This is a genomic window from Aequorivita todarodis (assembly GCF_028561335.1).
GTDB classification, from domain to species: domain Bacteria; phylum Bacteroidota; class Bacteroidia; order Flavobacteriales; family Flavobacteriaceae; genus Aequorivita; species Aequorivita todarodis.
The window spans coordinates 20645-43684 of sequence record NZ_JAQQTG010000003.1; the positions used below are offsets into that span (position 1 = coordinate 20645).

The following is a 23040-nucleotide window of genomic DNA, read 5'->3' on the forward strand; positions in this document are numbered from 1 at the left end:
ATTAAGCCCCCACCAAAAGCGGGGGCTTGAATGGCCGGTCATTTATTTACTCCCCAGCATGACCAGCTCGTTGCAAACTACCTCGGTTACATAACGTTTGATTCCTTCTTTGTCATCATAGGATCTTGAGGTAAGTTTTCCTTCTATTGCCACTTCTTTTCCTTTTGTGACATAATTTTCGATGATCTCGGCGGTTTTCCCCCAAGCAACAACGTGGTGCCATTGGGTGTCCGTGATTTTTTCACCTTTTTGGTTTCTGTAGGTTTCATTTGTGGCGATGTTAAACTTGGCAAGTTTTTTTCCGCCGTCAAGATTTACGATTTCGGGATCGTTTCCCAAGTTTCCAATCAACTGTACTTTGTTTCTAAGTGTGCTCATGATTTCTAATTTTTAATGCCTGCCTGAGGCAGGCGGGTTAAACAATTGATACTATCGAATTTCATTTTATTCGACAGGACAAACGTACGATGGCTTCCAAATTTTAGTTGGTTGTTAAGTGCTTACTTTCGTTTATAGTTGTTTGTAAGCGTTTGTAAACGAATATATATTTGATAATCAAGTTTTTAATAAATGAGATAATTATAAAAATTTCTGTACTTTAAATTGTTGAAAAACAACTTCTTTTATAATTCACATAAAAAATCCGTTATGAACAGCAGCAGATTGGAAGCTTTTAGCGATGGAGTACTCGCCATAATAATTACAATTATGGTCTTGGAGTTAAAAGTGCCGCACGGAACCGAGCTAAGTGATTTGGTGCCCGTGTTGCCCGTATTCCTCAGTTACGTTTTAAGTTTTATTTATGTGGGAATTTATTGGAACAACCACCACCACATGATGCACGCCGTAGAAAAGGTAAGCGGGGAAATACTTTGGGCAAACCTGCACTTATTGTTTTGGCTGTCGTTGATTCCTTTTGTTACGGGCTGGGTGGGTGAGAACCATTTTGCCGAACTGCCTATGGCGATGTACGGTGGCGTGTTGTTAATGGCGGCGATTGCTTATTTTATTCTTCAGAATAGAATTTTGGCCGTTCAGGGAAAGGATTCATTGTTGGCAAAAGCATTGGGAAAGGATTTAAAAGGAAAGGCTTCGCCAATAATTTATATCATCGCAATCATTGGATCTTTCTTGAATCCGTGGATTGCTGGTATATTATACATATTGGTAGCATTCATGTGGTTAATTCCCGATAAACGGATAGAAATAATTTTTAGGGACAAGGAATAATTACCAAGTCTGTCCCTTTAGTTTCATAGCTGCTCGCAATACATCGCTTTGGCTAATTTGCCCCACCAACTTGCCCTTTTCCAAAATAGGAAAACGGCGGTGTTTTGATTCCAAAAATTTATTGGCCGCATCCAATACGTTCATTTCGCCATCAATAGTGTCCACATTTTTTATCATGTGCTGCTCCACTTTTACGTCTTCCATGGGATGGTTGTGGTAGCGGGCATCGCTCAGTTCTTTTAGACAGTCGCCTTCAGAAATAATACCTACCAACTCATTTTTATCATTTACCACGGGCCCGCCGGAAATTCTTTTCTTCAAAAGCACTTCCATTACTTCCAAAATAGATTGTTCTGGCCTGAATGTAACGAGTTTGCGAGTCATATAATCGGAGACCTTTATTTTTTCCGAAGAACCTTTTTGGGGCTTTGCCCTTCTGCCTATAAAACTTTTAATTCCCATAATATCAAATTTTTGCGAACTTCTAAGATAAACAATTTTATTAAATTAAATTATTGGACTATTAAGATATAAGTTAAAAGGGTTAAAACACTACTGACGGAATACTAATGAACCTTTTAACTTAACCCGATTAAAATCGTATTTTTAACCTAAATTTTTTCATCCCTGCCCTAAAGGGAGGAAAATTTCTTGAATTTTGACAAATACGTTATATATCCTGCAACCCTCAGGGCTGGGGCAACAGAATTTATAGCAAACAAAACTCCCCAACCATGAAAAAACTTGGCGCCATTCTTTCGCTCTTGCTCATAATTACATTAGTCTATTACAGCTTTTATGGATTGACACCACATTACGATGGAGACGAAACGGCTCCTGCCACCGAATTTTCCGTGGATAGGGCGCTTCAACCTTTAAGTGAAATTTCTAAAAAACCACATTATTTAGGTTCCGAGGGCCATGGGGAAGTTAGAAAGTTTTTGATTTCAGAAATGGGAAAATTGGGTCTCGATCCCCATATCCAAGAAGGATTTAGCCTAAATCCCGAATCGAAAACGCTAAACAAGCCCATAAACATTATTGGCCGAATTAAAGGTACCGAAGAGGGAAAGGCGCTTTTGCTGCTTTCACATTACGATAGTGCGCTTGTGCCTTCTTTTGGCGCCAGCGATGCCGGAAGTGGCCTGGTTACTATTTTGGAAAGTGTCCGTGCTTATCTGGCTTCGAGGGAACAGCCCCAAAACGATATTATAATCCTTTTTTCCGATGCCGAGGAAATTGGCCTGGACGGCGCCAAACTTTTTGTAAACGAGCATCCGTGGGCAAAAAATGTAGGCTTGGTGCTCAATTTTGAAGCGCGTGGCACCAGCGGCCCGAGCAATATGATTTTGGAGACCAACGGCGGAAATTCAAAATTGGTAAAGGAATTTATAGCGGCCAACCCAGATTTTCCGGTTGCCTCTTCGTTGATGTACAGCGTTTACAAAATGCTGCCCAACGATACCGATTCCACTGTTTTTAGGGAAGATGGAGATATACCCAGTTTTTTCTTCGCCTTTATTGACAGTCATTTCAACTACCACACGGCCAATGACAATATGTATCATTTAAACTGGAACAGTTTGATGCACCAAGGCAGTTATCTGCTTCCGTTGATCCATTATTTTGCCAATGCCGATCTCTCAAGCCTAAAGTCAAAAACAGATGATGTTTATGTAAACCTACCCTTGGTAAAAATGATAAGCTACCCGTTTTCGTGGATTTTGCCGATGCTCATTTTGGCAACGCTATTTTTTCTTTTTTTGATTTTTTATGGACTAAACAAAAGAAAATTGAATGGAAAAGCAATCGGCTTGGGCTTCGCTCCGTTTTTGCTTTCGCTGATTATCTGCGGGGGTGTTGGTCTTTTTGGTTGGAAATTGATTTTAATGATATACCCGCAATACGCCGAAATCCAACAAGGCTTTACCTATAACGGGCATTGGTACATTGCGTTTTTCGTCTTCCTTTCGTTGGCCATTACCTTTGCGGTTTATAAAAAATTCACTAAAAATTTCAGCGAGCCTTCCTTTTACGTTGCTCCTTTGTTTTTTTGGCTTTTGATAAACGCAGCTGTATTTATTATTCTGAAAGGAGCCGCTTTCTTCATTATTCCTGTGTTTTTTGGATTGTTGTCGTTTTTTGTGATGCTTCGGCAGGAACGCCCCAATCTTTTGGCGATGGCCCTTTTGGCGGTTCCGGCAATCTTTATTTTTGCGCCGCTCATTCAGTTTTTTCCAGTTGGGCTGGGCTTGAAAATGCTCGTAATAAGCTGCGTTTTCACCGTTTTGCTTTTTGCGTTGCTCTGGCCCGTTTTTGGATATTATAAAATGAAAGGGTTGCTTTCGGCTGTATGTTTGCTGCTCGCGGTACTTTTCTTCGGAATAGCCCATTCAAAAAGCGATTTTTCCGAAGAGCGAAGAAAGCCAAACAGCCTAATTTACTACAAAGATGCCGATACGGACAAAACCTATTGGCTTACTTACGACAAGGAAATTGACGAATGGACGCAGCAATATTTGGGCGAAAAGCCCGAAACGGCAACTGACAGTTTAGCTGAAGCACCTTATAATAAATATGGCTTTACCTATAGCTATATGGCTAAAGCGCCGGAAAAAAATATCCCGGATTTTAAGATAATTTTGGAAGAAGATACCTTGATCGAAAACCTTCGGAATGTCAAGTTCAGCATCGTGCCGCAACGGAGAGTGAACAAAATAGATTTGTACGGCGTAGGGAATCCAGCTTTTAAAACCCTGGAATTTAACGGTAAAACCATGCCGATCCCAAAAATTTCGAATGACTATCGGGGCACCAAAAATAGCGCCCTCATCAATTATTACGTTTCTGAAAACGATTCCTTAAAAGTGAAATTTTCCGTAGCGGAACATACACCAATTGTATTTAAAGTGATGGAATATTCCTTCGATTTAATGACAAACCCACAATTTGAAATAGCGAAAAGGCCAGACTATACAATGCCGAAACCTTTTGTAATTACCGATGCCGTGGCGGTAAAACGGACTTTTTCGGTAGATTCGCTTCCGATGAAAGCTCGCGATACGTTGCCGACTAATGCTGTAAATACTTTTAAATGACAAATAAAACAATCGCCATTGCGGGCCTGGGATGGCTCGGACAACCCTTGGGGTATCGTTTGGCTTCACTGGGGTACACCGTAAAAGGTTCAGTGACCACTGTTGAAAAAGCTACGTTATTGCAACAAAACGGCTTTGACGCTTTTCCCGTTGAAATTTCGGAAAACGGAATTGCCGGGGAAATTCAGGCGCTTTTAAACAATTCGGATCTTTTAATTATAATGATTCCGCCCGGACTTCGGAAAAACACGGGCGCAGATTATGTTTTAAAAATGGCCCATTTGCTTTCCGCGATAAATGAAGCTGCCGTCAGGAAAATTATTTTGGTGAGCAGTACTTCTGTTTACGCCGATTCACAGGGAAACGTTACCGAAATTGACGATCCAAGACCCGAAACCATCGCGGGAAAACAACTGCGACAAGTGGAAGAATTATTCATTAATTCGGAAGAATTGCAAACTACCGTTGTGCGTTTCGGCGGGTTGATAGGCGGCGGCAGGCAACCTGCAAAATATTTGGCGGGGCGAAAGGATTTGGCAGATGGCAATGCGCCGGTTAATTTAATTCACCGTGAGGATTGTATAAATATTTTGGTTGAAATATTAAAGCAGGATGCCTTCGGAAAAGTGTTTAATGCCGTAAACCCAAACCATCCCAAAAAAGCGGACTATTACATTCAAAAGTCGAATGAACTTGGTTTGGAACCGCCAACTTTTGCGGAAGCTGATTCAAATGAAATTTTTAAACAGGTTGATTCAGAGAATTTGAAAGCTATTTTGGATTATTCCTTTAAAACTTCAATATAAAAAAAGGAGCCTGTTACAGCTCCTTTCCATTTCAATAAAATACTTTAAAAAACTACCAAATACGAACCCTGTCTTCAGGGGCAAGGTACATGGGGTCGCCTTCCTTAATATCAAAAGCCTCGTAAAAAGCGTCAACATTCAGCAAGGGTTGCGTTGCCCGAACCATGCCCGGGGAATGTGGGTCTGTTTTCACTTGGTTGCGAAGTGCTTCATCACGAGATTTGGTGCGCCAAACCGTTGCCCAGCTCATAAAGAACCGTTGCTCTGGCGTGAAACCGTCAATGTTGTCGGGACGTCCGTTTTCCTTGTAAAAACGCTGCAAACCGTCATAGGCCCCAAGCACGCCACCAAGATCGCCAATGTTTTCGCCCAAGGTAAATTTTCCGTTGATATACACGCTGTCCAAAACTTCTACGTTGCTGTATTGCTCGGCAAGTTTATCGCCACGCTCGGTGAAGTTTTTAAGATCGGTATCCGTCCACCAGTTTACCAGGTTGCCGTTGGCGTCAAAACGGGAGCCGCTGTCATCAAAAGCATGTGAAATCTCGTGGCCGATTACCGCGCCGATGCCCCCGTAGTTTACAGCTTCATCTGCCTTGTAATCGTAGAAAGGCGGTTGCAGGATTGCCGCCGGGAATACGATCTCGTTGTTGAACGGGTTGAAATATGCATTGACCGTCTGTGGGCTCATTCCCCATTCGGTACGATCTACAGGCTCATCAATTTTATCAAGATTGTCCTTAAAATTCCAAGTTTTTACGGCAATCATGTTGTCATAAAAGGTATTGGCAGGTTTCACTTCCATGGAGGAATAATCTTTCCACTTGTCAGGATAGCCAACTTTTACGGTGAACTTGTCAAGTTTTTCAATAGCTTTCACTTTGGTGCTGTCGCTCATCCAGGTTAAAGCGTTAATTCGGTCTTTGTAGGCTGCAATCACGTTTGCAATCATTGCTTCTGCTTTTTGCTTTGCCTCTGGCGGGAACATTTCATCCACATACAGTTTGCCCAAGGCTTCGCCTACACTTCCGTTAACGGTTGCAAGGGCGCGTTCGTCAGCAGGTTTTTGTTTTTTGGTGCCTTTCAGCGTGGTTTCATAAAAATCGAAATTGGCTTTATCTATTTCAGTAGTCAACATTCCAGCGGAATTGTTCAAGGTGGACCAGCGTATTACGGTTCTCCAAGTATCAAAATCTGGCTTTGCGAATATTTGCTTCAAGGTTTCCATGTATTTTGGCTGCATCACGATAACGGTGTCCAGTTTTTTATCGATGCCCATTTGCTCAAATGCCTTTTCCCATTGAATCTGTGGAAGCATATTCTGCAATTCGGCAATGCTTCGTGGGTTGTTGAAGTTTCTGAAATCGCGGCTCGCAACCTTGTCCAATCTTGGCGTGGCAAGTTTGGTTTCAAAGGCAAGGATGGTTTCGGCCTGCTGGCGGGCAGATTCTTCAGTATCTCCAAGAAATTGAAGCATACGTGTAATGTGATCTACATATTGTTGACGGATTTTTACCGAAGCGGGATCAGTATTGGTATAAAAATCACGGTCTGGAAGGCCTAAACCGCCAGGTGTAATATAAGCCGAGTTCATCGCGCTATTGCTTGGGTTTGAAAAAGCCGCAAGCCCCAAAAATGGTTGTGAAACGGCAACGGCATCTTCGCTCATCAATTTTTGAAAATCTTCCATGCTGTTCATGGCTGCAATTTTTTCAAGCGTTGGCTTTATGGGGTCAATACCGGCCTTGTCCCTTGCAACGGTATCCAGCTTAGATTCATAGATCATCAAGGCTTTGGCTTGGTCCGTATCGGGAGCGTATTTTCCGCTTTTCTTGGCTTTTTCCAAGATGTTCAGCATGTCCTTGCTTGTTTTTTTACGCAGAATCGTGAACCCGGCCCAACTGGTTTCATCATCCGGAATCTCGTTGTTTTTCATCCAGTTTCCGTTCACGTAGTTGTAAAAATCTGCTTTCGGACTCACAGTGGTGTCCATGTTTGCAAGGATAATTCCGTGTGGTTCGGTGTCTGCTACGGCCACATCGGTTTTTTCCTTACAAGCGGTTGTGGCTACTGCAACTACTGCAAAAGCCAACACAGGTTTTAAAAAATTAGTCTTCATTATAGGGTTTTTGTTTAAGGTATTTATTGTTTTAAAATTATACTGAAAGTATAAGTTGCTCTTTCTCTTTGATTGTTACACTTTCTTGTTTTTTTTGTCCTGGAGCTCCAAGTCCATAATGGAATCTTTGTAGCGCTGTTGTTTTTTCAGTTCGGTTTCTTCATCTTCCCTTCTTTGGGAATCTATATTGTCCTTTTGAAATTTCTCGTTCAATTGCACGATCAGGTTTTTTACGGCAACGTTCAATTCTTCCATTGAATTTTGAACTTTTGAAGAGTCGATGGTGGCTTGGTGGGCAGCTTGGAACAATAATGCCGATCGGGTTTTAAGCACCAACAGCCTGCTGTTGATGGGTTTGGTGTTTAGGGTGTCGGGGATTTTTTTTAAAAGCGAATCGGAGTACTGTTTTAAAAGCTCGGAACGGTTGCGAAGGTCTTGGTAATTGCTGCCGTTGACATTTTTTGCTTCCAAAAGGAAATCTTCCAGAACGCCCCAATGTATAGCCTGCTCCTTTGCTGGCGCGGAAAGCGGCGGAAAGTCAAAACCTTTAGTGCCAAAAATTATGGAAACGTCGTTTGAGGAAGATTGGTTTTGGTTTTCTTCGGAAGAATTTCCGCAGGAAAAAATAAAACCGATACTCAATAAAAGAGGAATTATAAACTTCATAAAAAATAAAAGAGGCACAAAGATACTGGTTATTAAATAAATGGCACATATAATTTTTAAGTACCGAAAGAACTGATAATATGTATCTTTACACTTTATTTTTTGAAAACAGTAAACAAATGAAGAAGCGGATTCTTATTATAGGTGCTTGCGGGCAGATAGGTACTGAATTAACAATTTATCTACGCAATAAATTTGGAAAGAACAAAGTGATAGCAAGCGACATCCGCGAGGGCGACGAAGAGTTGATGAAAAGTGGCCCTTTTGAAATTTTGGACGCCATGGATTACAATGCGATTGAAGAAGTGGTAATTCGGCACGAGATCACGGATGTGTATTTGATGGCGGCAATGCTTTCAGCTACGGCGGAAAAATTTCCGATGAAAGGCTGGAACCTGAATATGAATTCGCTCTTTCATGTGTTGAATTTGGCAAAGGACAAAAAAATTGAAAAGGTATTCTGGCCTTCCAGCATTGCGGTTTTTGGCCCTTCGACCCCTAAAACCGATACGCCGCAGCACACCATTATGGAGCCCAGCACTGTTTACGGCATCAGCAAGCAAACGGGGGAGCGGTGGTGCGAATATTACTTCAATCGCTATGGCGTAGATGTGCGCAGCATTCGTTACCCCGGGCTTATAAGTTACAAAACCCTTCCCGGCGGTGGAACCACAGATTATGCCGTGGATATTTATCACAAAGCCCTAAAACATAAAAAATACATCTGCTTTTTAAATGCGGAAACAACGCTGCCCATGATGTTTATGGACGATGCCATAAATGCTACGGTAAGCATAATGGAAGCTGAAAGTGAAAAGATTAAAATTCGCAGTTCCTATAATCTTTCGGCCATGAGTTTTGATCCTGAGGAAATTACCCGAAGCATTCAAAAATACATTCCAGAATTTAAAATCAGCTACGAACCCGACTTCAGGCAAGCCATTGCGGATAGCTGGCCACAAAGTATTGACGATAGCGAAGCTAGAAAAGACTGGGGCTGGAAAAGTAAAATTTCTTTGGATGAAATGACTGAAATAATGCTTGAAAATTTGAAGGGGAAGTATTAAGGGGCTAATGGCCGGTAGCGATTGGAGGGTAGCATAGGAAGACTTAAGAAAGGCACGACCGAAATGAACCCTGGCTAAACTTAAATATTTAGCTCACTACTTTCCAAAGACGACCATTTACCGACTATTTGTAGCCTCACCAAGAATCGAACTTGGATCTAAAGTTTAGGAAACTTCTATTCTATCCATTGAACTATGAGGCCGTTGTTACTGGATGCAAAGTTATATATTTTTCATCTGTCTGAAGTTTTTCTGAAATAGTATCTCGTTAAAACCAATCTTAAATAAAAAAACAGGTTCAGCTATATTTGAACCTGTTTTTTATTTTTTTTGACGCTCTTTGAAGCATTATTATTAAAACTGAAAATTATGCCTCGCAACTTGCACAATCCTTTTTCTGGGCGAACTTTTGGGCGGCATTCATACTGTGTTGATAGTAAAGCGATTTCAATCCTAATTTCCACGCGGTCACGTGAATTTTATTGATCTCCTTCACGGGCATTTCAGGATGCACAATTATATTTACGGACTGGCCTTGGTCTATATGGTTTTGACGGTTGGCAGCTTGGTAAATTAAATCCATTTGATCTATTTCTGAATAGGTTTTAAAAACGTCCTTTTCCTCGTCGGTCAAAAAGTCAAGATGCTGAACGGAGCCGTCGTAATCGCGAATATTTCGCCATACCTCCAAAGTGTTCATCCCTTTTTCTTCAAGCAATTGCTCCAAAAATGGATTTTTGATAGTGGTTTTTATCTTGGCGATATCCTTCACATACACATTGGACCATATCGGCTCTATTCCCTGTGAAACTTGCCCCAAAATGAAAGCCGATGAAGTTGTGGGCGCAATGGCGTTGAGCGTAGCATTGCGCCGTCCGTAGCCTTTCAGCACTTCAGGCTCGCCAAATTGTTCAGCCAATTCTTCCGAGGCCTTATAGGATTTCTCCTTGATACGCCTAAAAATCTCGCTGTTCAAGTCATAGGCTTTCTGACTGTCCAGCGGAAGCATTTTCGATTGTAGGAGCGAATGCCAGCCCAAAACGCCAAGCCCCAAGGCGCGGTTGTCTTTTGCAAAGTTGTACGCCCTTTCCATAAACAGAAAAGTTTGGCGGTCCTCCCTACTTTCAGAGTCGCGATATGCTTCCAATTTTTCAATAAATTCGGTAATTACGGCGTCCAAGAAATAGACCATGGTTTCCACAGCATCGGTATCCTTCCACTTGTCATAATGCAACAGGTTTACTGAGGAAAGCACGCAGACAAACGACCAATTGTCATTTGATGGCAGCATTATTTCAGTACAAAGATTACTGGCATATATAGGAAGGTTTTTGTCCTTATAAACATCTGCGGCAAAATTATTGGCATTGTCCTTAAAGAAGATATACGGATAGCCCATTTCACCTCTTCGCTGGAGCACTTTTGCCCAGATGGCACGCTTTTCCTCATCGCCATCTACCATTTGCTGCATCCATTGGTTGGTTACGGTAACCCCGTGGGTTAACTCCTGGATTGGGTTTCCTTCGGTACCGATTTCCAAAAACTCCATAATATCTGGATGCTCCACTGGCAAATAGGGCGAGAAACGGCCCCGCCTAACCGAACCTTGGCTCACGACATCGACCATGGATTCAAATAATTGCATGATGTGGACAGCACCGGAAGCTTGCCCATTGTTTTTTACCTCAGCCCCGCGATGACGGATTTTTCCAAAATAGCCCGAAGTACCACCCCCAAGTTTGGACATCATGCCAACTTCAGATTGGGTGTATAGAATGTTCCCCATATCATCGTCTATATGCGATCCAAAACAACTTATGGGAAGCCCTCTTTTCTTTCCGAAATTAGACCAAACGGGTGATGCCAAAGAGAAAAAACCTTCAGACATATAGTTGTAGAACTTGTTTGAATATCCGGGAATCCCTAATATTTGTTCGGCTCTGTCTGCTATTTCGCGAATGCGTTCTTCCGCGCTAACGCCGGGGGCAATATACCCTGAGGCCAAAAAGTTGCGACTGTGTTCGGTAAGCCATTCAAAGCCAAGCTTTTCTTTTTCTCCAGTTTGATGTAGCGCTTCTTTTCGAGCGTTTACGAGGTTGTTGGTCTCTGAATTTGTTTTTGAAGTCTGGGTGTCGAGGTTTAGATTTTGTTCGTTCATTTAAAAAAGGTCATCACTGGTTATACTTTGGGTTCTTTTGCTGTAATTGATAGAGCGTTTTACGAAGAAATCGCCGTGCTTGGTGCCAATAATTTCATCGTCAAACCATTCGGTCTGTGCCAAAAGGCTTTCGTCTATCTCAAATATTTTTTCAATCCCTATGCTTTCAAGGGAATTGTTGAAGCGGTTTTTTATAAATTCATTTACGACGGCCTTGGGCAGGAAGTCAAGTTCGCCATCCTCAAAAATCCAATCCACGATTCTACTTTCAGCCGTAAAGGCTTCCCTGCAGATTTCCTGAATCATGCTGTTGTAGCCTTCGTCAAACCAATCTGGATTTTCTTCCTTGATTATTTTGATGACGTCAATTCCAAAATCGCCATGGATCTGCTCCTCTTTCGAAGTGGCCTCTACAACGTTCGAAATGCCTTTGAGCATATTTTTATACTTGTTAAAGGCCATAATGATCAAAAATTGGGAGAATAGGGAAACGTGCTCTATAAAGAGCGAGAACAGCAAGATAGATTCGGCATATTCCTTATTATCGTCGCTTTTGGCATTTTTAAGGGCGGTTTCCAAATAGTGGACCCGCATCATGATCACCGGTTTTTTCTTCAGATTCCGAAACTCCTCATTTAGGCCCAATATTTCGAGTAGGTGGGAATAGGCATCGTGATGGCGCACCTCGCTTTCCGCGAAGGTTGCGCCCACGGAGCCAATTTCTGGTTTTGGCATTCTGTGATAAATATCGCCCCAAAAACTCTTTACGGCCACTTCAATCTGGGAAATGGCGAGCATGGTGTTTTTAATGGCGCTTTGTTCCACATCCGAAAGGCGGGTTTTGAAATCCTGAATATCGCTTGTAAAGTTGAATTCGGTATGTATCCAATACGAATGACGGATGGCCGGCACATATTCGTAAAGCGCGGGATACTCATACGGTTTTAAATTTATCCGTTTTTCGAATATGTTTAACTTACGCTTTTGGGTCTGCTGATTTCGATAGAGGATGTATCGCTTTGCCACATCAAAAAACCCGCTTTCCATCAATTTGGTTTCCACAAAATCCTGGACCTCTTCAACCGTGGGAATATATTTTCCATCCAATCTTTTTCTTTCCAAAAGTGCTTTGTAAACATTCTCGGAAATGCGTTGCGCCTCTTCGGTCCCACCCTGTTTTGCAGCGGTCATCGCTTTTAAAATCGCGTCCGTAATCTTCTGTAAATGAAAGGGTTTTGTGGTTGAATCTCTTTTTATAACGTGGGTAATTTCCATGGCAATGCGAACTAAAAATTAGAATTAAATTTGAAGTATAAATATTAAAATATAATCGGCACAATTAAATGGGAGCCTAAAATTGTTGTCCAATGTTTATCAACAATTTTGAAAAAATCTGGAAAGAATGGGATCCGGTGGGTTTGTAAAGGAATTGTAAGGGATTTTTGGCAGAAGAGCGCAAGAGGCCCCAACGGATATCTTTAATAATTAAATAGCAGACGAATATAAATGCGACTGAAACCCGATAAATGCATTTCTGATTTCAGGAATACTGCCCAATTCATTTTTTGCATCTGTAATAGCGTGGTATTTTAAAACCAATAAGTTGCTCAATTTGCTTTCATCCAATTCTTCAACGCCTGTTTTTACGTATTGATCCAGTACAAAGTTGAGAAATTCCTGTTGGGCTGGGTTGTAATCATTAAAATGGATTTTTGCCTTTTCAGCTCTGTGCATTCGCAGCATTAATGATTTGTTGTAAGCTATATAGGCGAGCACGTCAAATAGATCGCTGTCTTCACCTTGTACCAATTTTCGTAAATCTTCCAACTGCGCCGTGGTATATCCCTTTTCTGACAGTTCTTCAAGTAGTTTTCTGCGCGTGCTTGGAAGGCTCCATATTTTCCGTAGCTCATCCTCACTTTTAAATAGTTGGGGGATGTCTCCAAATAAACTTCTGATAAATTCCTCGGCAGAAATAGGTTTTCCGTCAGAATTCCAGAAAGAGGTTTTTACCATTGAATCAATTTCCACTGCTTTTTTATCTGAGAGCCTAATTTTAATAAGGGCTCTTGGCGGTTTTTCGCAAACGCACGGGTCATTTTCGCAAGCATAGCAAATTGGGTCAGGTTCTTTGGCACAAATACAGGGTTTCTCTCCGCAATCCTTACAATGCTTGGATTTTCCGCCTTCCGTGGGTTCTGCGGGATCTAAAGGTTCGCCGTCCCATTCTGGATCTTGGAAATGTTTATGGGCTTTTACAAAATCATAAATGGTGAAATAATCCTTATTGTCAAACAATCGCGTGCCGCGACCCACAATTTGTTTGAATTCTATCATTGAATTAATAGGTCGCATCAAAACGATATTGCGTAGCTCTGGGGCATCTACACCTGTGCTCAACTTTTGTGAAGTAGTAAGTATGGTAGGGATGCTCTTTTCGTTGTCTTGAAAGTCCCGAAGGTGCATTTCGCCAATCTTGCCGTCGTCCGCCGTTACTCTGTGGCAATAATTTGGGTTTTTGCTAACAGCATACTGATTGATTAAATCTCTAATAGCAGCAGCGTGAATTTGGGTAGCACAGAAAACCAGAGTCTTTTGGGTTTGGTTGATACTCTCCATAAAAAGCTTTACACGATAGGCTTCACGCTCTTTAATCTCAATAATTCTATTAAAATCCGCTTCTGTATATACACGTCCTTCTTCAACTTCTCCAAATTCTATGTCATCATCATTGGTATATGTATATTCATCTAATGTTGTACTGATTTCCTTTACTTTAAAAGGGGTTAGGAAACCATCATTAATGCCTTCTTTTAAGGAATAGATATATACTGGTTCACCAAAATATTTATAGGTATCGCCATTAATATCACGTTTTGGTGTAGCCGTTAATCCCAACTGGACCGCTGGGCTGAAATATTCCATAATGGCACGCCAAGAGCTTTCATCTTTGTTGCCTCCACGGTGACACTCATCTATAATGATGAAATCAAAAAAGTCTGGCGGATATTCCCCAAAGTAGGGCGAATCGTCAGGGCCACTCATAAAGGTTTGAAATATGGTAAAAAAGATATTGCCATTTTTTGGCACCCGTTTCTTCTTGCTTATTTCAGAAGGAGCAATGCGTACCAAGGCATCTTCTTCAAAAGCGTTAAAACTATTGAAGGCCTGGTCTGCCAGAATGTTTCTATCTGCCAAAAAAAGTATGCGTGGGCTTCTGCTGCCATCCCGTTTTAAATTCCATTTGGCGTGAAATAATTTCCAGGCAATTTGAAAGGCAATTGCGGTCTTGCCTGTTCCTGTTGCCAGCGTTAATAAAACCCGGTTCTTTTTTTCGGCAATCGCCTCTACTACTTTTGTAATTGCGTTTTCTTGGTAATAGCGCGGTTGCCACGTACCGCTTCTATCTTCAAAAGGGATGGCGAAGAGACGTTCTTTCCAGTCGGCAATTTCAACTTTGTATTCTTCTTTTGGGGCGGGGAAGGTCATTTCCCATAACTCCTCTGGGGTGGGAAATCTTGAAACGTCGCCTTCCGTGGCCTCGTCCATATCTACGCCATATATTTGCAGGCCATTGGTGGCGTAGGCGTAACGGATGTTTAGGCGTTCTGCATAATCCTTGGCTTGCCCCAACCCGTCTGTATAGTATAGCTCTCTTTTTTTGGCTTCTACCACGCCAATACGCAGGTTTTTATACTCTAAAATATAATCTGCAAAAATGGGTTTGGCGCGCTTGCCGTGGCCTATTAAACGTCCTTTGGTTATGGGAAACTCCAAACGCAAGCGCGAGCCCTCAACAATGCCCCATCCGGCGGCTTGCAACGCGGGTGTAATTAGGTCGTGTTTGGTTTGGGCTTCGTTCATTTGTTTATGAAAATAATTTTCAAGATTTATCCATATTATAGGTGTTGATAACTGTAGTTAAATGTTGATAACTATCACATAACCGTCACATAAGAATACCCTTGTATATCAAGGCGTTTGAAGCCTTTCGACTTTTTAATACGTAAACGTATCACATAAAGATTATGCCCAAAAAGGAATGTAACTTGCATATTTTCTTGATTTATTTGTGGGATCTACTTCTTTAATTACGTTTTCTTCAAGGGCATCGCGGATTATTCTAGATGCAATGGAGTAATTTCTCGCTTCAATCTTAAAGCGTTCCCGAAGACTTTGGTTTGTCATTTTTTCATTGGAAACGTGTTTTAAACAAGCGTGTTGATAACAGGCTCTAATTTTTTCCTTTTTATCTAAATCATTTAACTTTTTGTAGCTGTACATTGCTACTGTAGTTCTATTTTCACTTGCTTCCACATTAATTGGTGGAAGCTGAAACAATTCATTATAATAAATTACTTTATCTAAGCCACTTCCTTTTTCCTCGCAAAAACCCAAACGACGCATCAAATCAGCTAATTTTTCATTTCTTGAACGATAGGCATCAATAAATCTATCGGGTGTTATTAATGGAATACCTGGATTAGAGATTTCAATCCTATCTGAGTAAACTTCTATCATCGGAAAACCTTTGACTGTGAAATCTTGATGTATAAGCGCATTTGCAATTAATTCTCTTATAGCGATTTCGGGATACATTCTACTTTCTGTACGTAAGACTTTCCCTATTTCTTCATTGGCGGGCAAATGGCTGTTTACCCAATTTACCAAACCTTCAAACCCTAATGCATAGCCCCGCCCTCCAATTTGTTCACGTTCTGTTTCAACTTTGTTCTTTCCTTTGTATAAAATTACTCGAACAGTTTTTCTATAAACCGAATCGAAATCCTGTAAATTTTTTGCAAACAAGACAGCTCCAAGCTGTGTGATGGCATATCCTTTATTTTTTATAACTAGACCTTCTTCAACAAACTTTTCAATTACTCCTTCTTGATTCGTTGGATACGGCAATTTCAATAAATCAAAATAGGTCTCTGTACTTAAAAGCCTTACTATATCTGCTATGGTTAAACCATCACTTGCTATTTCTTCTTCAAAAGGCTTGCTTTTTTTACGCCATATTTTAGCTTCTTTTTCTGGAAATTCTGATAGCTTTCTGGTTATGCTACCTATTCTTATATAGGCATTCTTCATAAAATCAACAGGCCTGTTGTGTGCTGCAGGAATTACAAAAACAGCAATACGCCTGTTCTCATCATAATTGAATTCGAAAATATTAAAGTCTATACGTGGATCGATACGCTGTGATAACCAATGCTCAATTTCTTCATTCCCTTTTTTATGGGTCTTGGGCTTAAATGTGGTGCCTAAAATAGTGTGTGTTTTATCTTCAACGCCAAAAACCAAATAACCAAAATCTTGATTGTGAATACAAGCACCGTTGGCCAAAGCGGAGATACGCTCGCCGATTTCCTCAACAGCGTGATAGTTGTGCTTAAACTCTACCCATTCACTCTCGTGGGGCTGTTTAACCAGCTCATTAATAAGTTCTATCAACTGTTTTTCATTCATACTTCAACTGCTTTATTTGTCAACTCTCCCGCAAAGGCTTTTTGGAGAATGGATTTTTTGAGTTCTTCTAATGCGGCTAACTTATTATTATAAGGAATTATAATTTTCTCTACTTCATTCTCTAAAAGACTTATTCTTTCTCTGATTTTTATTTGTGCTGTTATATTTTTTGGAAAATTTAATATTAAATCTTTTAGTGAAGAATTTGAAATCACGGGTTGGGCGGCTTGTCGGGCTAAACTACGAAGATTTTTATGATTGAGTAAGTATGTCAAAAACTGAAAATCAAAATCGTATTTCATATTTGTAATTTGAAAAGCGTTATCTGTAAGCCAAATGGGCTGTTCGAGGTATCGTACGTTTCCACAGAGAGCACCCACTCTACCAATAATAATTTGTTTGCCAGACAAGTTGTATTTATTGTGATATCCTGCAATACCATTACCGCCAAATACAGGATAATCGCCCTCGACCATATTTTTTGAGGTCAAGTTTTGCCCACTTTTCAATTTTATGACGTTTGCAAATTCTTGCTCCTCCCAACCTTCGCCACGCTGGCTAAAAACGGCATTTAGTTTAGACTGAAACAGCTCCTTGGCGTTTTCTATGTTTTTTTCAATATTGGCCTTGGCCTGGTCTATTGCCGCAAAGGCCTGGTCTAAAATGGCTACTATTTGGTGTTGTTCTTGGAGAGGTGGGATTGGGATTTGGATTTTTCGCATATTCCCTTGGTTCAATTTGGGAACAGTCATCCCGGATACAAAAGGTAATAAGTTCTGAAAATTTAAATTATAAATTAACCAATGATCATTTAAGATTTCTCTTTTTGGTCTCAAAACGTGGGCGTGATTATTAACCCAAGTTTTCCCATTAATAATGAATGCGCTCTTATCTCCAGATTCCCATTTAGCTCCATCTTCACCAAGCAATACGAGTTGCTCATCAAACAGATAATTTTTTACATAACTTAAAATGCCTGTTGCTCCATAATATGGATAGTCACCCTCAATCCTATCTTTTTTTGTTATAGGCTTTCTTTTATTATCGAGTATATCACACACATTTCCTAAATCTTGAATTTTCCAACTCTCTCTCATATTATTGTAAAGTCTTTGGATAATTGCAGCAATTGCTGATGGTTGCCTATTGTTTTTCGCATCTGTACAAAGGCGTTCATAATTTGGATGCTTACGGCAATGGCTATATCACTTTTTAATACTGCTGATAACATACTAACATCTTGTTCGGTGAAGACATAAGGTAACGTTCTTCTTTTTGCGGTCGCCATTTGCGACTGCAAATTATCCCACTCTGTTGTAGCAAGTTGAAACATAAATGAAGAAGGGAAACGCTTATTGTTTCTCTTTACCTGTTCATTTAGCCTTTTGGTTTTCACATTATATAGTTCGGCCAGATGATAATCCGTCATTATCTGTTCGCCCCGGCAAGTAAAGATTCTATTTTCAATTAAAACAGGCGTTATTTCATCTTTCCCGCTCATATCAACTCCTTAACAGATTCTAACAGGGTACTGGTTTCCCTATCCAAGCGTTGCATTTCGGCCAAAATAGTTTCTGGGCTTCGCAAGGGTGCTTCTTCGGGGGTGTTTGGGTTTTTTACGCTTAAATCAAAAGTGGTTTCAGCTATTTCCGCCACTTTAATATTCCACGATTTTTCCGTTTCCGGCTTTGTGGCTTGTAGGCTTACAAATTCCTTTAAATCATCATCATTTAACGGGTTGGTCTTGCCCATATTTCTGCCCGGGTCCAATTGGTAGTACCATATATTTTTAGTGGGCTCTCCCTTTTGGAAAAACAGCACGACCGTTTTTACGCCCGCGCCCAAGAACGTGCCGCTTGGCATGTCCAAGATTGTATGTAGGTTGCAGCTTTCCAGCAATTGCTTGCGCAGGGCAATGGAGGCATTATCGGTATTGCTCAAAAAAGTGTTTTTAATTACGATTGCAGCGCGACCGCCTGTTTTTAGGCTTTTTAGAAAATGTTGTAAAAACAAAAAGGCTGTTTCGCCGGTTTTAATGTCAAAATTCTGTTGTACTTCCTTGCGTTCCTTTCCGCCAAAAGGTGGATTTGCAAGGATTACGTTGTATCGGTTCTTTTCCTGTATGTCGCGAATGTTTTCGCCCAGCGTATTGGTGTGGATGATGTTTGGGGCTTCAATGCCATGGAGGATCATATTCATAATGCCTATTACGTAGGCGAGGTTCTTTTTTTCCTTGCCGTAAAAGGTGTCTTCCTGCAGGGTCTTTAGGTTGCTCGTGGTCTTGTCCATACGTTTGTACATATAGTCGTAAGCCTCGCACAGGAAACCACAGGAGCCCGCGGCGGCATCGTATATCTTTTCCCCCATTTGTGGGTTTACTACTTCAATCATCGCCCTAATAAGTGGCCTTGGGGTGTAGTATTGCCCGCCATTGCGGCCGGCATTGCCCATATTTTTAATCTTGGTTTCGTACAGATGGCTAAGTTGGTGCTTGTCCTTTGTACTTCGGAACGGCAACTCGTCCACATAGCCCAAAATCTCGCGTAGAATGTACCCGCTTTGGATTTTATTTTTAAGCTCAGAGAAAATTTCGCCTATTTTGTATTCTATGGTCTGCGGGTTATCAGCTTTCTGTTTAAAGCTTGCCATATACGGGTATAGTTCGCCGTCCACAAACTGTATTAGGTCAGTACCGGTTAGAGCGATATGGTGGTCCAAATTGCCCTGGGCATCCTTGGGCATTGCCCAGTTGTTCCACCGAAATTTTTCATCCAATATAAAACTGTATTCATTGCCCTGAAGTGCGGCTTCATCGGCTTTGTCTTTTTCTAAATCGTCCAAGTAGCGCAAGAACATGATCCACGAGGTTTGCCCTATGTAATCCAGTTCACTATCTGCCCCTGCATCCTTGAAGAGGAGGTCATCAATATTTTTGAATGTTTGCTCGAACATTGAGTTTGTTTTAAGGTTTTAAAGATATAGAAATTTTGAGGTTTTGAATAAGGAAAGATGGCTTGAAAAAGAACCAAAAACACAAAAGCCTCTACATTGCTGTAAAGGCTTTCTCTAACTAAGCTCCTCCTCTTGGGCTCGAACCAAGGACCCTCTGATTAACAGTCAGATGCTCTAACCAACTGAGCTAAGGAGGAATTTTGCGTTAGCGGTTGCAAATATACCTATTTTTTGATTCCTTCAAAATAAAAAATAAAACTTTATTGAATTTGTTTTTTATGCTTGGGAAATAAGAAAATTCAGGAAAGACTATAATGATTTTATTTCTTTAAGCAGTACTATACTGGCCGGGGAAGTACTTTTGGATAGCACTTGTTCGGCTTCCTTTATTTTGTTTTCCTTTAAAAGGGCCAAAGCTAAATAGTATAGCGCGTCTTCATAAAAAGCACCTTCGGGTTTTTCCTTTGCGGATTGCAGATATTTTTTTGCTTGGCGGGCGTTGCCATTTGCCAAATTTGCGACCCCCAAAAAATAAACCACGGTATCGTTCTCTGGATTGGCAGCATAAAGAGTCTCCCAGCTCGAAATGGCTTCGTTGTATTCCTTGCGTTTGTAGTTTACCATTCCGTAGTAAAAGTCATAATTTGAGGAAGTGCTCATGGTGGTCGGGAGACCAGGGTCTGGTTTAAAATTTGCCGCGAAGACTTTTTGGGGTGAATTGCCACTGCTTAAAATAGCCCAAGTACTTACGGAGATGAGTATTAAAAAGGAGGCAGCCAGTGCCAACCAACCGGGCGATAACCATTTTTTTTCGGGGATCTCCACGATTTCTGCATGAAAATTGTCCAGGGAATTTTTTAGGGTGTGTTCTTCCACACCTCTAATCAAGGTTTTCTGCTCCTCAACCATGGCACGAAACTCTGGGTATAGTTTCATTCGTTCCTTAAAATCTGCTTGGGCCTCCGGATCTAGAGTATCCAGCAAGTAAGCATCTATAAGCTCTTGGGTTTCCCGATTGTCTTGTATGTTGTTATTTGGGTCCATGGGGGATAATTTGGGTCATTTTTTTTAATTGTTCCTGGCATCGATATTTTGCGTTGCGGGCCGAGGCTTCGTCCATAACCAAGATCTCTGCGATTTCTTTAAAGGATTTCCGTTCAAAATAAAAGAGTTTCAGCAACAACTGGCAACGCTCGCCAAGTTGGTTTATGGATTCCATAATTAGCTTGATCTTTCTGTTTTGCGCTTCGGTTTCATCTGTGTCGGGTTCGTCATATTCTATTTCACGATTTATGAAGGTTGTGTTTTTATATTTCACCGAGCGCACGTGATCCAGCCATTTATATTTTGCAATCTTAAAAAGATAGCCGTTGATGGCGGTCTCGCTCTCAGCAGAAAATTTATCGTCTTTAACATTTCGCCACATTGCCACAAATGCTTCTTGATACACATCCTTTGCCTGTTGTTCATCGCCGCTGTTTTTAAGAACGTAGCGCTTCACTTTCGCAAAGTTTGTTTTATATAATTCTTTTAATGTGGCGGCGTCATTTTGCTTAATGAGCACTGCCGTCCTGTTTAATGGCAAATCCTTTAATTTTTGGTTATTGGTTTCTTGCATTTGTTTTAAAACAATACAGAAAGATACAATTTATCTGCAATCGTTTTAAAATTTTTGGCCAACTTAAGCTAAGTGGATATTTTTTTTCGTTTAAAGGAACCGATCCACTGCCTATTTTATTGTCCAAAAGCCGAAAAATTCAACTTTGCCATTTTAAATACATCGCGAACGGAATGGAAATGTCATCAAAGATTTCAAAAAAAATACCCCGGCTGTTGTTCCGAAGTATTTTTTGATAATGGTAATCTTTACGGGTTTTTCCCACCTTTTGGAGAGGGAAAAAGAAAAACAAGGCGCAAGCTTTATTCGAACAGCCAACGATAGATATCGTTTACGTTGGCAAAGAGCACCAAGGCTATCAAAATAAAGAAGCCGACCATCTGGGCGTACTCCATAAATTTATCGCCGGGCTTTCGGCCCGTAACGATTTCATATAAAAGAAACATTACGTGGCCGCCGTCCAAAGCGGGAATGGGCAGAATGTTCATAAATGCCAAAATGATGGAAATCAAGGCCGTGGTGGCCCAAAAGCTCTGCCAGTCCCAAGCATCGGGGAATAGGTTGCCGATGGCGCCAAACCCGCCCACTTGTGTTGCGCCCTTGGAGGTAAATACATACTTAAACTGTTTTACGTAATCTTTCAACGTATTATAGCCATAGCCAAAACCACCCACGATGCTCTCGCCCAGAGAATATTTTATTTTGGTTTTGCCCAATTGTGAAATAATGTCCTTCCCAAATGTATTCACCCCAATTTTTCCATCCTCGTTAGTGGTAACTCTTAGGGTGTCTTGCTGGTTTCCGCGCGCTACAACTATTGTGTATTCCGTGTTTGCTTCGGAACTTACTAGATTTTGAAAATCGTTGTAGTACTGTACCGGTTGCCCATTAACGGCAATAATTTTATCGCCTTTTTGAAAGCCGGCTTCAATGGCAGGATAATCGGGGATTAAGGTGTCAATAGTTGCCGATTGCCGAGGGATGAAAGGAAAATGTGTGTCGTTCTGGAACATTTTGGTGCCAGCATCTTCGGGTACTGAAATGGTTTCAACGGTACCGTCGTCGTGCTTTACCTCAACTTTTGAAACATCGCGCAGAAACATATACCGGTTAATTTCCATCACATCTTCTAACGGTTCGCCATTTACGGACAAGATGTGGTCGCCATCGCGAAAACCGTAATCCTTAAATTGTTGGGTTACCGCAAAACCTTGTGGAATGTCTTCATTGGTAGTTATATTTCTTCCGTAGAAGTAGAGAATCCCCATATAAATTACAAACCCCACAATAATATTTACCGTAACCCCACCAAGCATAATTATCAATCGTTGCCAAGCCGGTTTGCTTCGGAATTCCCACGGTTGCGGCGGCTGCGCCATTTGTTCCTTGTCCATGCTCTCGTCTATCATTCCCGAAATTTTCACGTAACCGCCCAAAGGCAACCAACCTATTCCGTAAACGGTTTCGCCTATTTTCTTTTTGAAAAGCGAAAATTTCACATCAAAGAAAAGATAGAATTTCTCGACACGGGTCTTAAAAAGTTTGGCGGGAATAAAATGTCCCAGCTCGTGCAGCACGATAAGTAATGAAAGACTTAAAAGAAGTTGTATAGCTTTAACAGCGAATGGACTCATAGTTTTTTATATAGATGTTTTAATAAATAGTCTCAATTTTTAATCACCCGTTACCAAAATCGAGCCTAAAATGACCTTGCTTGCCAATATGGCGGTTTTCAGCAAAAAATCGCACAAAAGTAACCTTTTAGAGCTTGCAAAAAAAATAAGCGGCTGTGTTCCCGCTTATTTGTGATTTATAGTGAAGATTATTTGCCACATTCACCCCAAACCCCTAAAG

18 protein-coding genes and 2 tRNA genes are annotated in these 23040 nt (G+C 41.0%); 4 read left to right on the top strand and 16 right to left on the bottom strand.

The genetic code is table 11. The features are described from left to right. Nucleotides 1-42: 42 nt before the first annotated feature. Nucleotides 43-378 (bottom strand): single-stranded DNA-binding protein, encoded by a 336-nt coding sequence (locus tag POV26_RS01405; RefSeq protein WP_272854708.1) that lies wholly within the window; start codon nt 376-378, stop codon nt 43-45. Between the two features lie 270 nt (nt 379-648). Here POV26_RS01405 and POV26_RS01410 point away from each other — a divergent pair, with 270 nt between their 5' ends. Continuing rightward, nucleotides 649-1230 (top strand): TMEM175 family protein, encoded by a 582-nt coding sequence (locus tag POV26_RS01410; RefSeq protein WP_272854709.1) that lies wholly within the window; start codon nt 649-651, stop codon nt 1228-1230. Here POV26_RS01410 and POV26_RS01415 read toward each other — a convergent pair whose 3' ends face one another. Continuing rightward, nucleotides 1231-1692: a CBS domain-containing protein gene (locus POV26_RS01415; protein WP_272854710.1), complete on the bottom strand. Its 462-nt coding sequence runs from the start codon at nt 1690-1692 to the stop codon at nt 1231-1233. A gap of 272 nt (nt 1693-1964) precedes the next feature. On the opposite strand from POV26_RS01415, the gene POV26_RS01420 reads away from it, so the two are divergent. Then, on the top strand, nt 1965-4328 hold the full coding sequence (locus tag POV26_RS01420; protein ID WP_272854711.1) for a M28 family peptidase: 2364 nt from the start codon (nt 1965-1967) through the stop codon (nt 4326-4328). Continuing rightward, nucleotides 4325-5134: an SDR family oxidoreductase gene (locus POV26_RS01425; RefSeq protein WP_272854712.1), complete on the top strand. Its 810-nt coding sequence runs from the start codon at nt 4325-4327 to the stop codon at nt 5132-5134. The genes POV26_RS01420 and POV26_RS01425 overlap by 4 nt, the downstream gene beginning before the upstream one ends. Nucleotides 5135-5186: 52 nt before the next feature. Here POV26_RS01425 and POV26_RS01430 read toward each other — a convergent pair whose 3' ends face one another. After that, on the bottom strand, nt 5187-7253 hold the full coding sequence (locus POV26_RS01430; protein WP_272854713.1) for a M13 family metallopeptidase: 2067 nt from the start codon (nt 7251-7253) through the stop codon (nt 5187-5189). Between the two features lie 75 nt (nt 7254-7328). Continuing rightward, entirely contained in the window at nt 7329-7937 is a 609-nt protein-coding gene (locus tag POV26_RS01435) for a hypothetical protein (RefSeq protein ID WP_272854714.1), read from the bottom strand. A 101-nt stretch (nt 7938-8038) separates the two neighbouring features. Between POV26_RS01435 and POV26_RS01440 the strand changes: the two genes are divergently transcribed. Beyond that, nucleotides 8039-8986, top strand: a complete 948-nt coding sequence (locus POV26_RS01440) for an NAD-dependent epimerase/dehydratase family protein (protein ID WP_272854715.1) — start codon at nt 8039-8041, stop codon at nt 8984-8986. Nucleotides 8987-9117: 131 nt separating this feature from the next. Here the strand turns inward: POV26_RS01440 and POV26_RS01445 are convergent. The 12 genes from POV26_RS01445 to rseP form a co-directional block, all read right to left on the bottom strand. Next, nucleotides 9118-9189 (bottom strand) — tRNA-Arg (locus tag POV26_RS01445). A 164-nt stretch (nt 9190-9353) separates the two neighbouring features. Next, complete coding sequence (locus POV26_RS01450; RefSeq protein WP_272854716.1) at nt 9354-11144, bottom strand: ribonucleoside-diphosphate reductase subunit alpha; 1791 nt, start codon at nt 11142-11144, stop codon at nt 9354-9356. Next, entirely contained in the window at nt 11145-12419 is a 1275-nt protein-coding gene (locus POV26_RS01455; protein WP_272854717.1) for a ribonucleotide-diphosphate reductase subunit beta, read from the bottom strand. A gap of 210 nt (nt 12420-12629) precedes the next feature. After that, the gene (gene hsdR / locus POV26_RS01460; protein ID WP_272854718.1) at nt 12630-15008 is read right to left on the bottom strand and encodes an EcoAI/FtnUII family type I restriction enzme subunit R; all 2379 of its coding nucleotides are present in this window, start codon (nt 15006-15008) and stop codon (nt 12630-12632) included. A gap of 162 nt (nt 15009-15170) precedes the next feature. Beyond that, nucleotides 15171-16616, bottom strand: coding sequence for an RNA-binding domain-containing protein (locus POV26_RS01465; protein WP_272854719.1), 1446 nt, complete (start codon nt 16614-16616; stop codon nt 15171-15173). Then, on the bottom strand, nt 16613-17713 hold the full coding sequence (locus POV26_RS01470; protein WP_272854720.1) for a restriction endonuclease subunit S: 1101 nt from the start codon (nt 17711-17713) through the stop codon (nt 16613-16615). Before POV26_RS01470 ends, POV26_RS01465 begins: the two co-directional genes overlap by 4 nt. Further along, nucleotides 17710-18117: an ORF6N domain-containing protein gene (locus tag POV26_RS01475; protein ID WP_272854721.1), complete on the bottom strand. Its 408-nt coding sequence runs from the start codon at nt 18115-18117 to the stop codon at nt 17710-17712. The genes POV26_RS01470 and POV26_RS01475 overlap by 4 nt, the downstream gene beginning before the upstream one ends. Then, nucleotides 18114-19568, bottom strand: a complete 1455-nt coding sequence (locus tag POV26_RS01480; RefSeq protein ID WP_272854722.1) for a class I SAM-dependent DNA methyltransferase — start codon at nt 19566-19568, stop codon at nt 18114-18116. Before POV26_RS01480 ends, POV26_RS01475 begins: the two co-directional genes overlap by 4 nt. A 123-nt stretch (nt 19569-19691) precedes the next feature. Then, a tRNA-Asn gene (locus POV26_RS01485) sits at nt 19692-19765 on the bottom strand. A 112-nt stretch (nt 19766-19877) separates the two neighbouring features. Next, nucleotides 19878-20612, bottom strand: coding sequence for a tetratricopeptide repeat protein (locus POV26_RS01490; protein ID WP_272854723.1), 735 nt, complete (start codon nt 20610-20612; stop codon nt 19878-19880). Then, nucleotides 20599-21186: an RNA polymerase sigma factor gene (locus POV26_RS01495; protein ID WP_272854724.1), complete on the bottom strand. Its 588-nt coding sequence runs from the start codon at nt 21184-21186 to the stop codon at nt 20599-20601. Before POV26_RS01495 ends, POV26_RS01490 begins: the two co-directional genes overlap by 14 nt. Before the next feature lie 302 nt (nt 21187-21488). Continuing rightward, the gene (rseP, locus tag POV26_RS01500; RefSeq protein WP_272854725.1) at nt 21489-22820 is read right to left on the bottom strand and encodes an RIP metalloprotease RseP; all 1332 of its coding nucleotides are present in this window, start codon (nt 22818-22820) and stop codon (nt 21489-21491) included. Nucleotides 22821-23040: the final 220 nt, after the last annotated feature.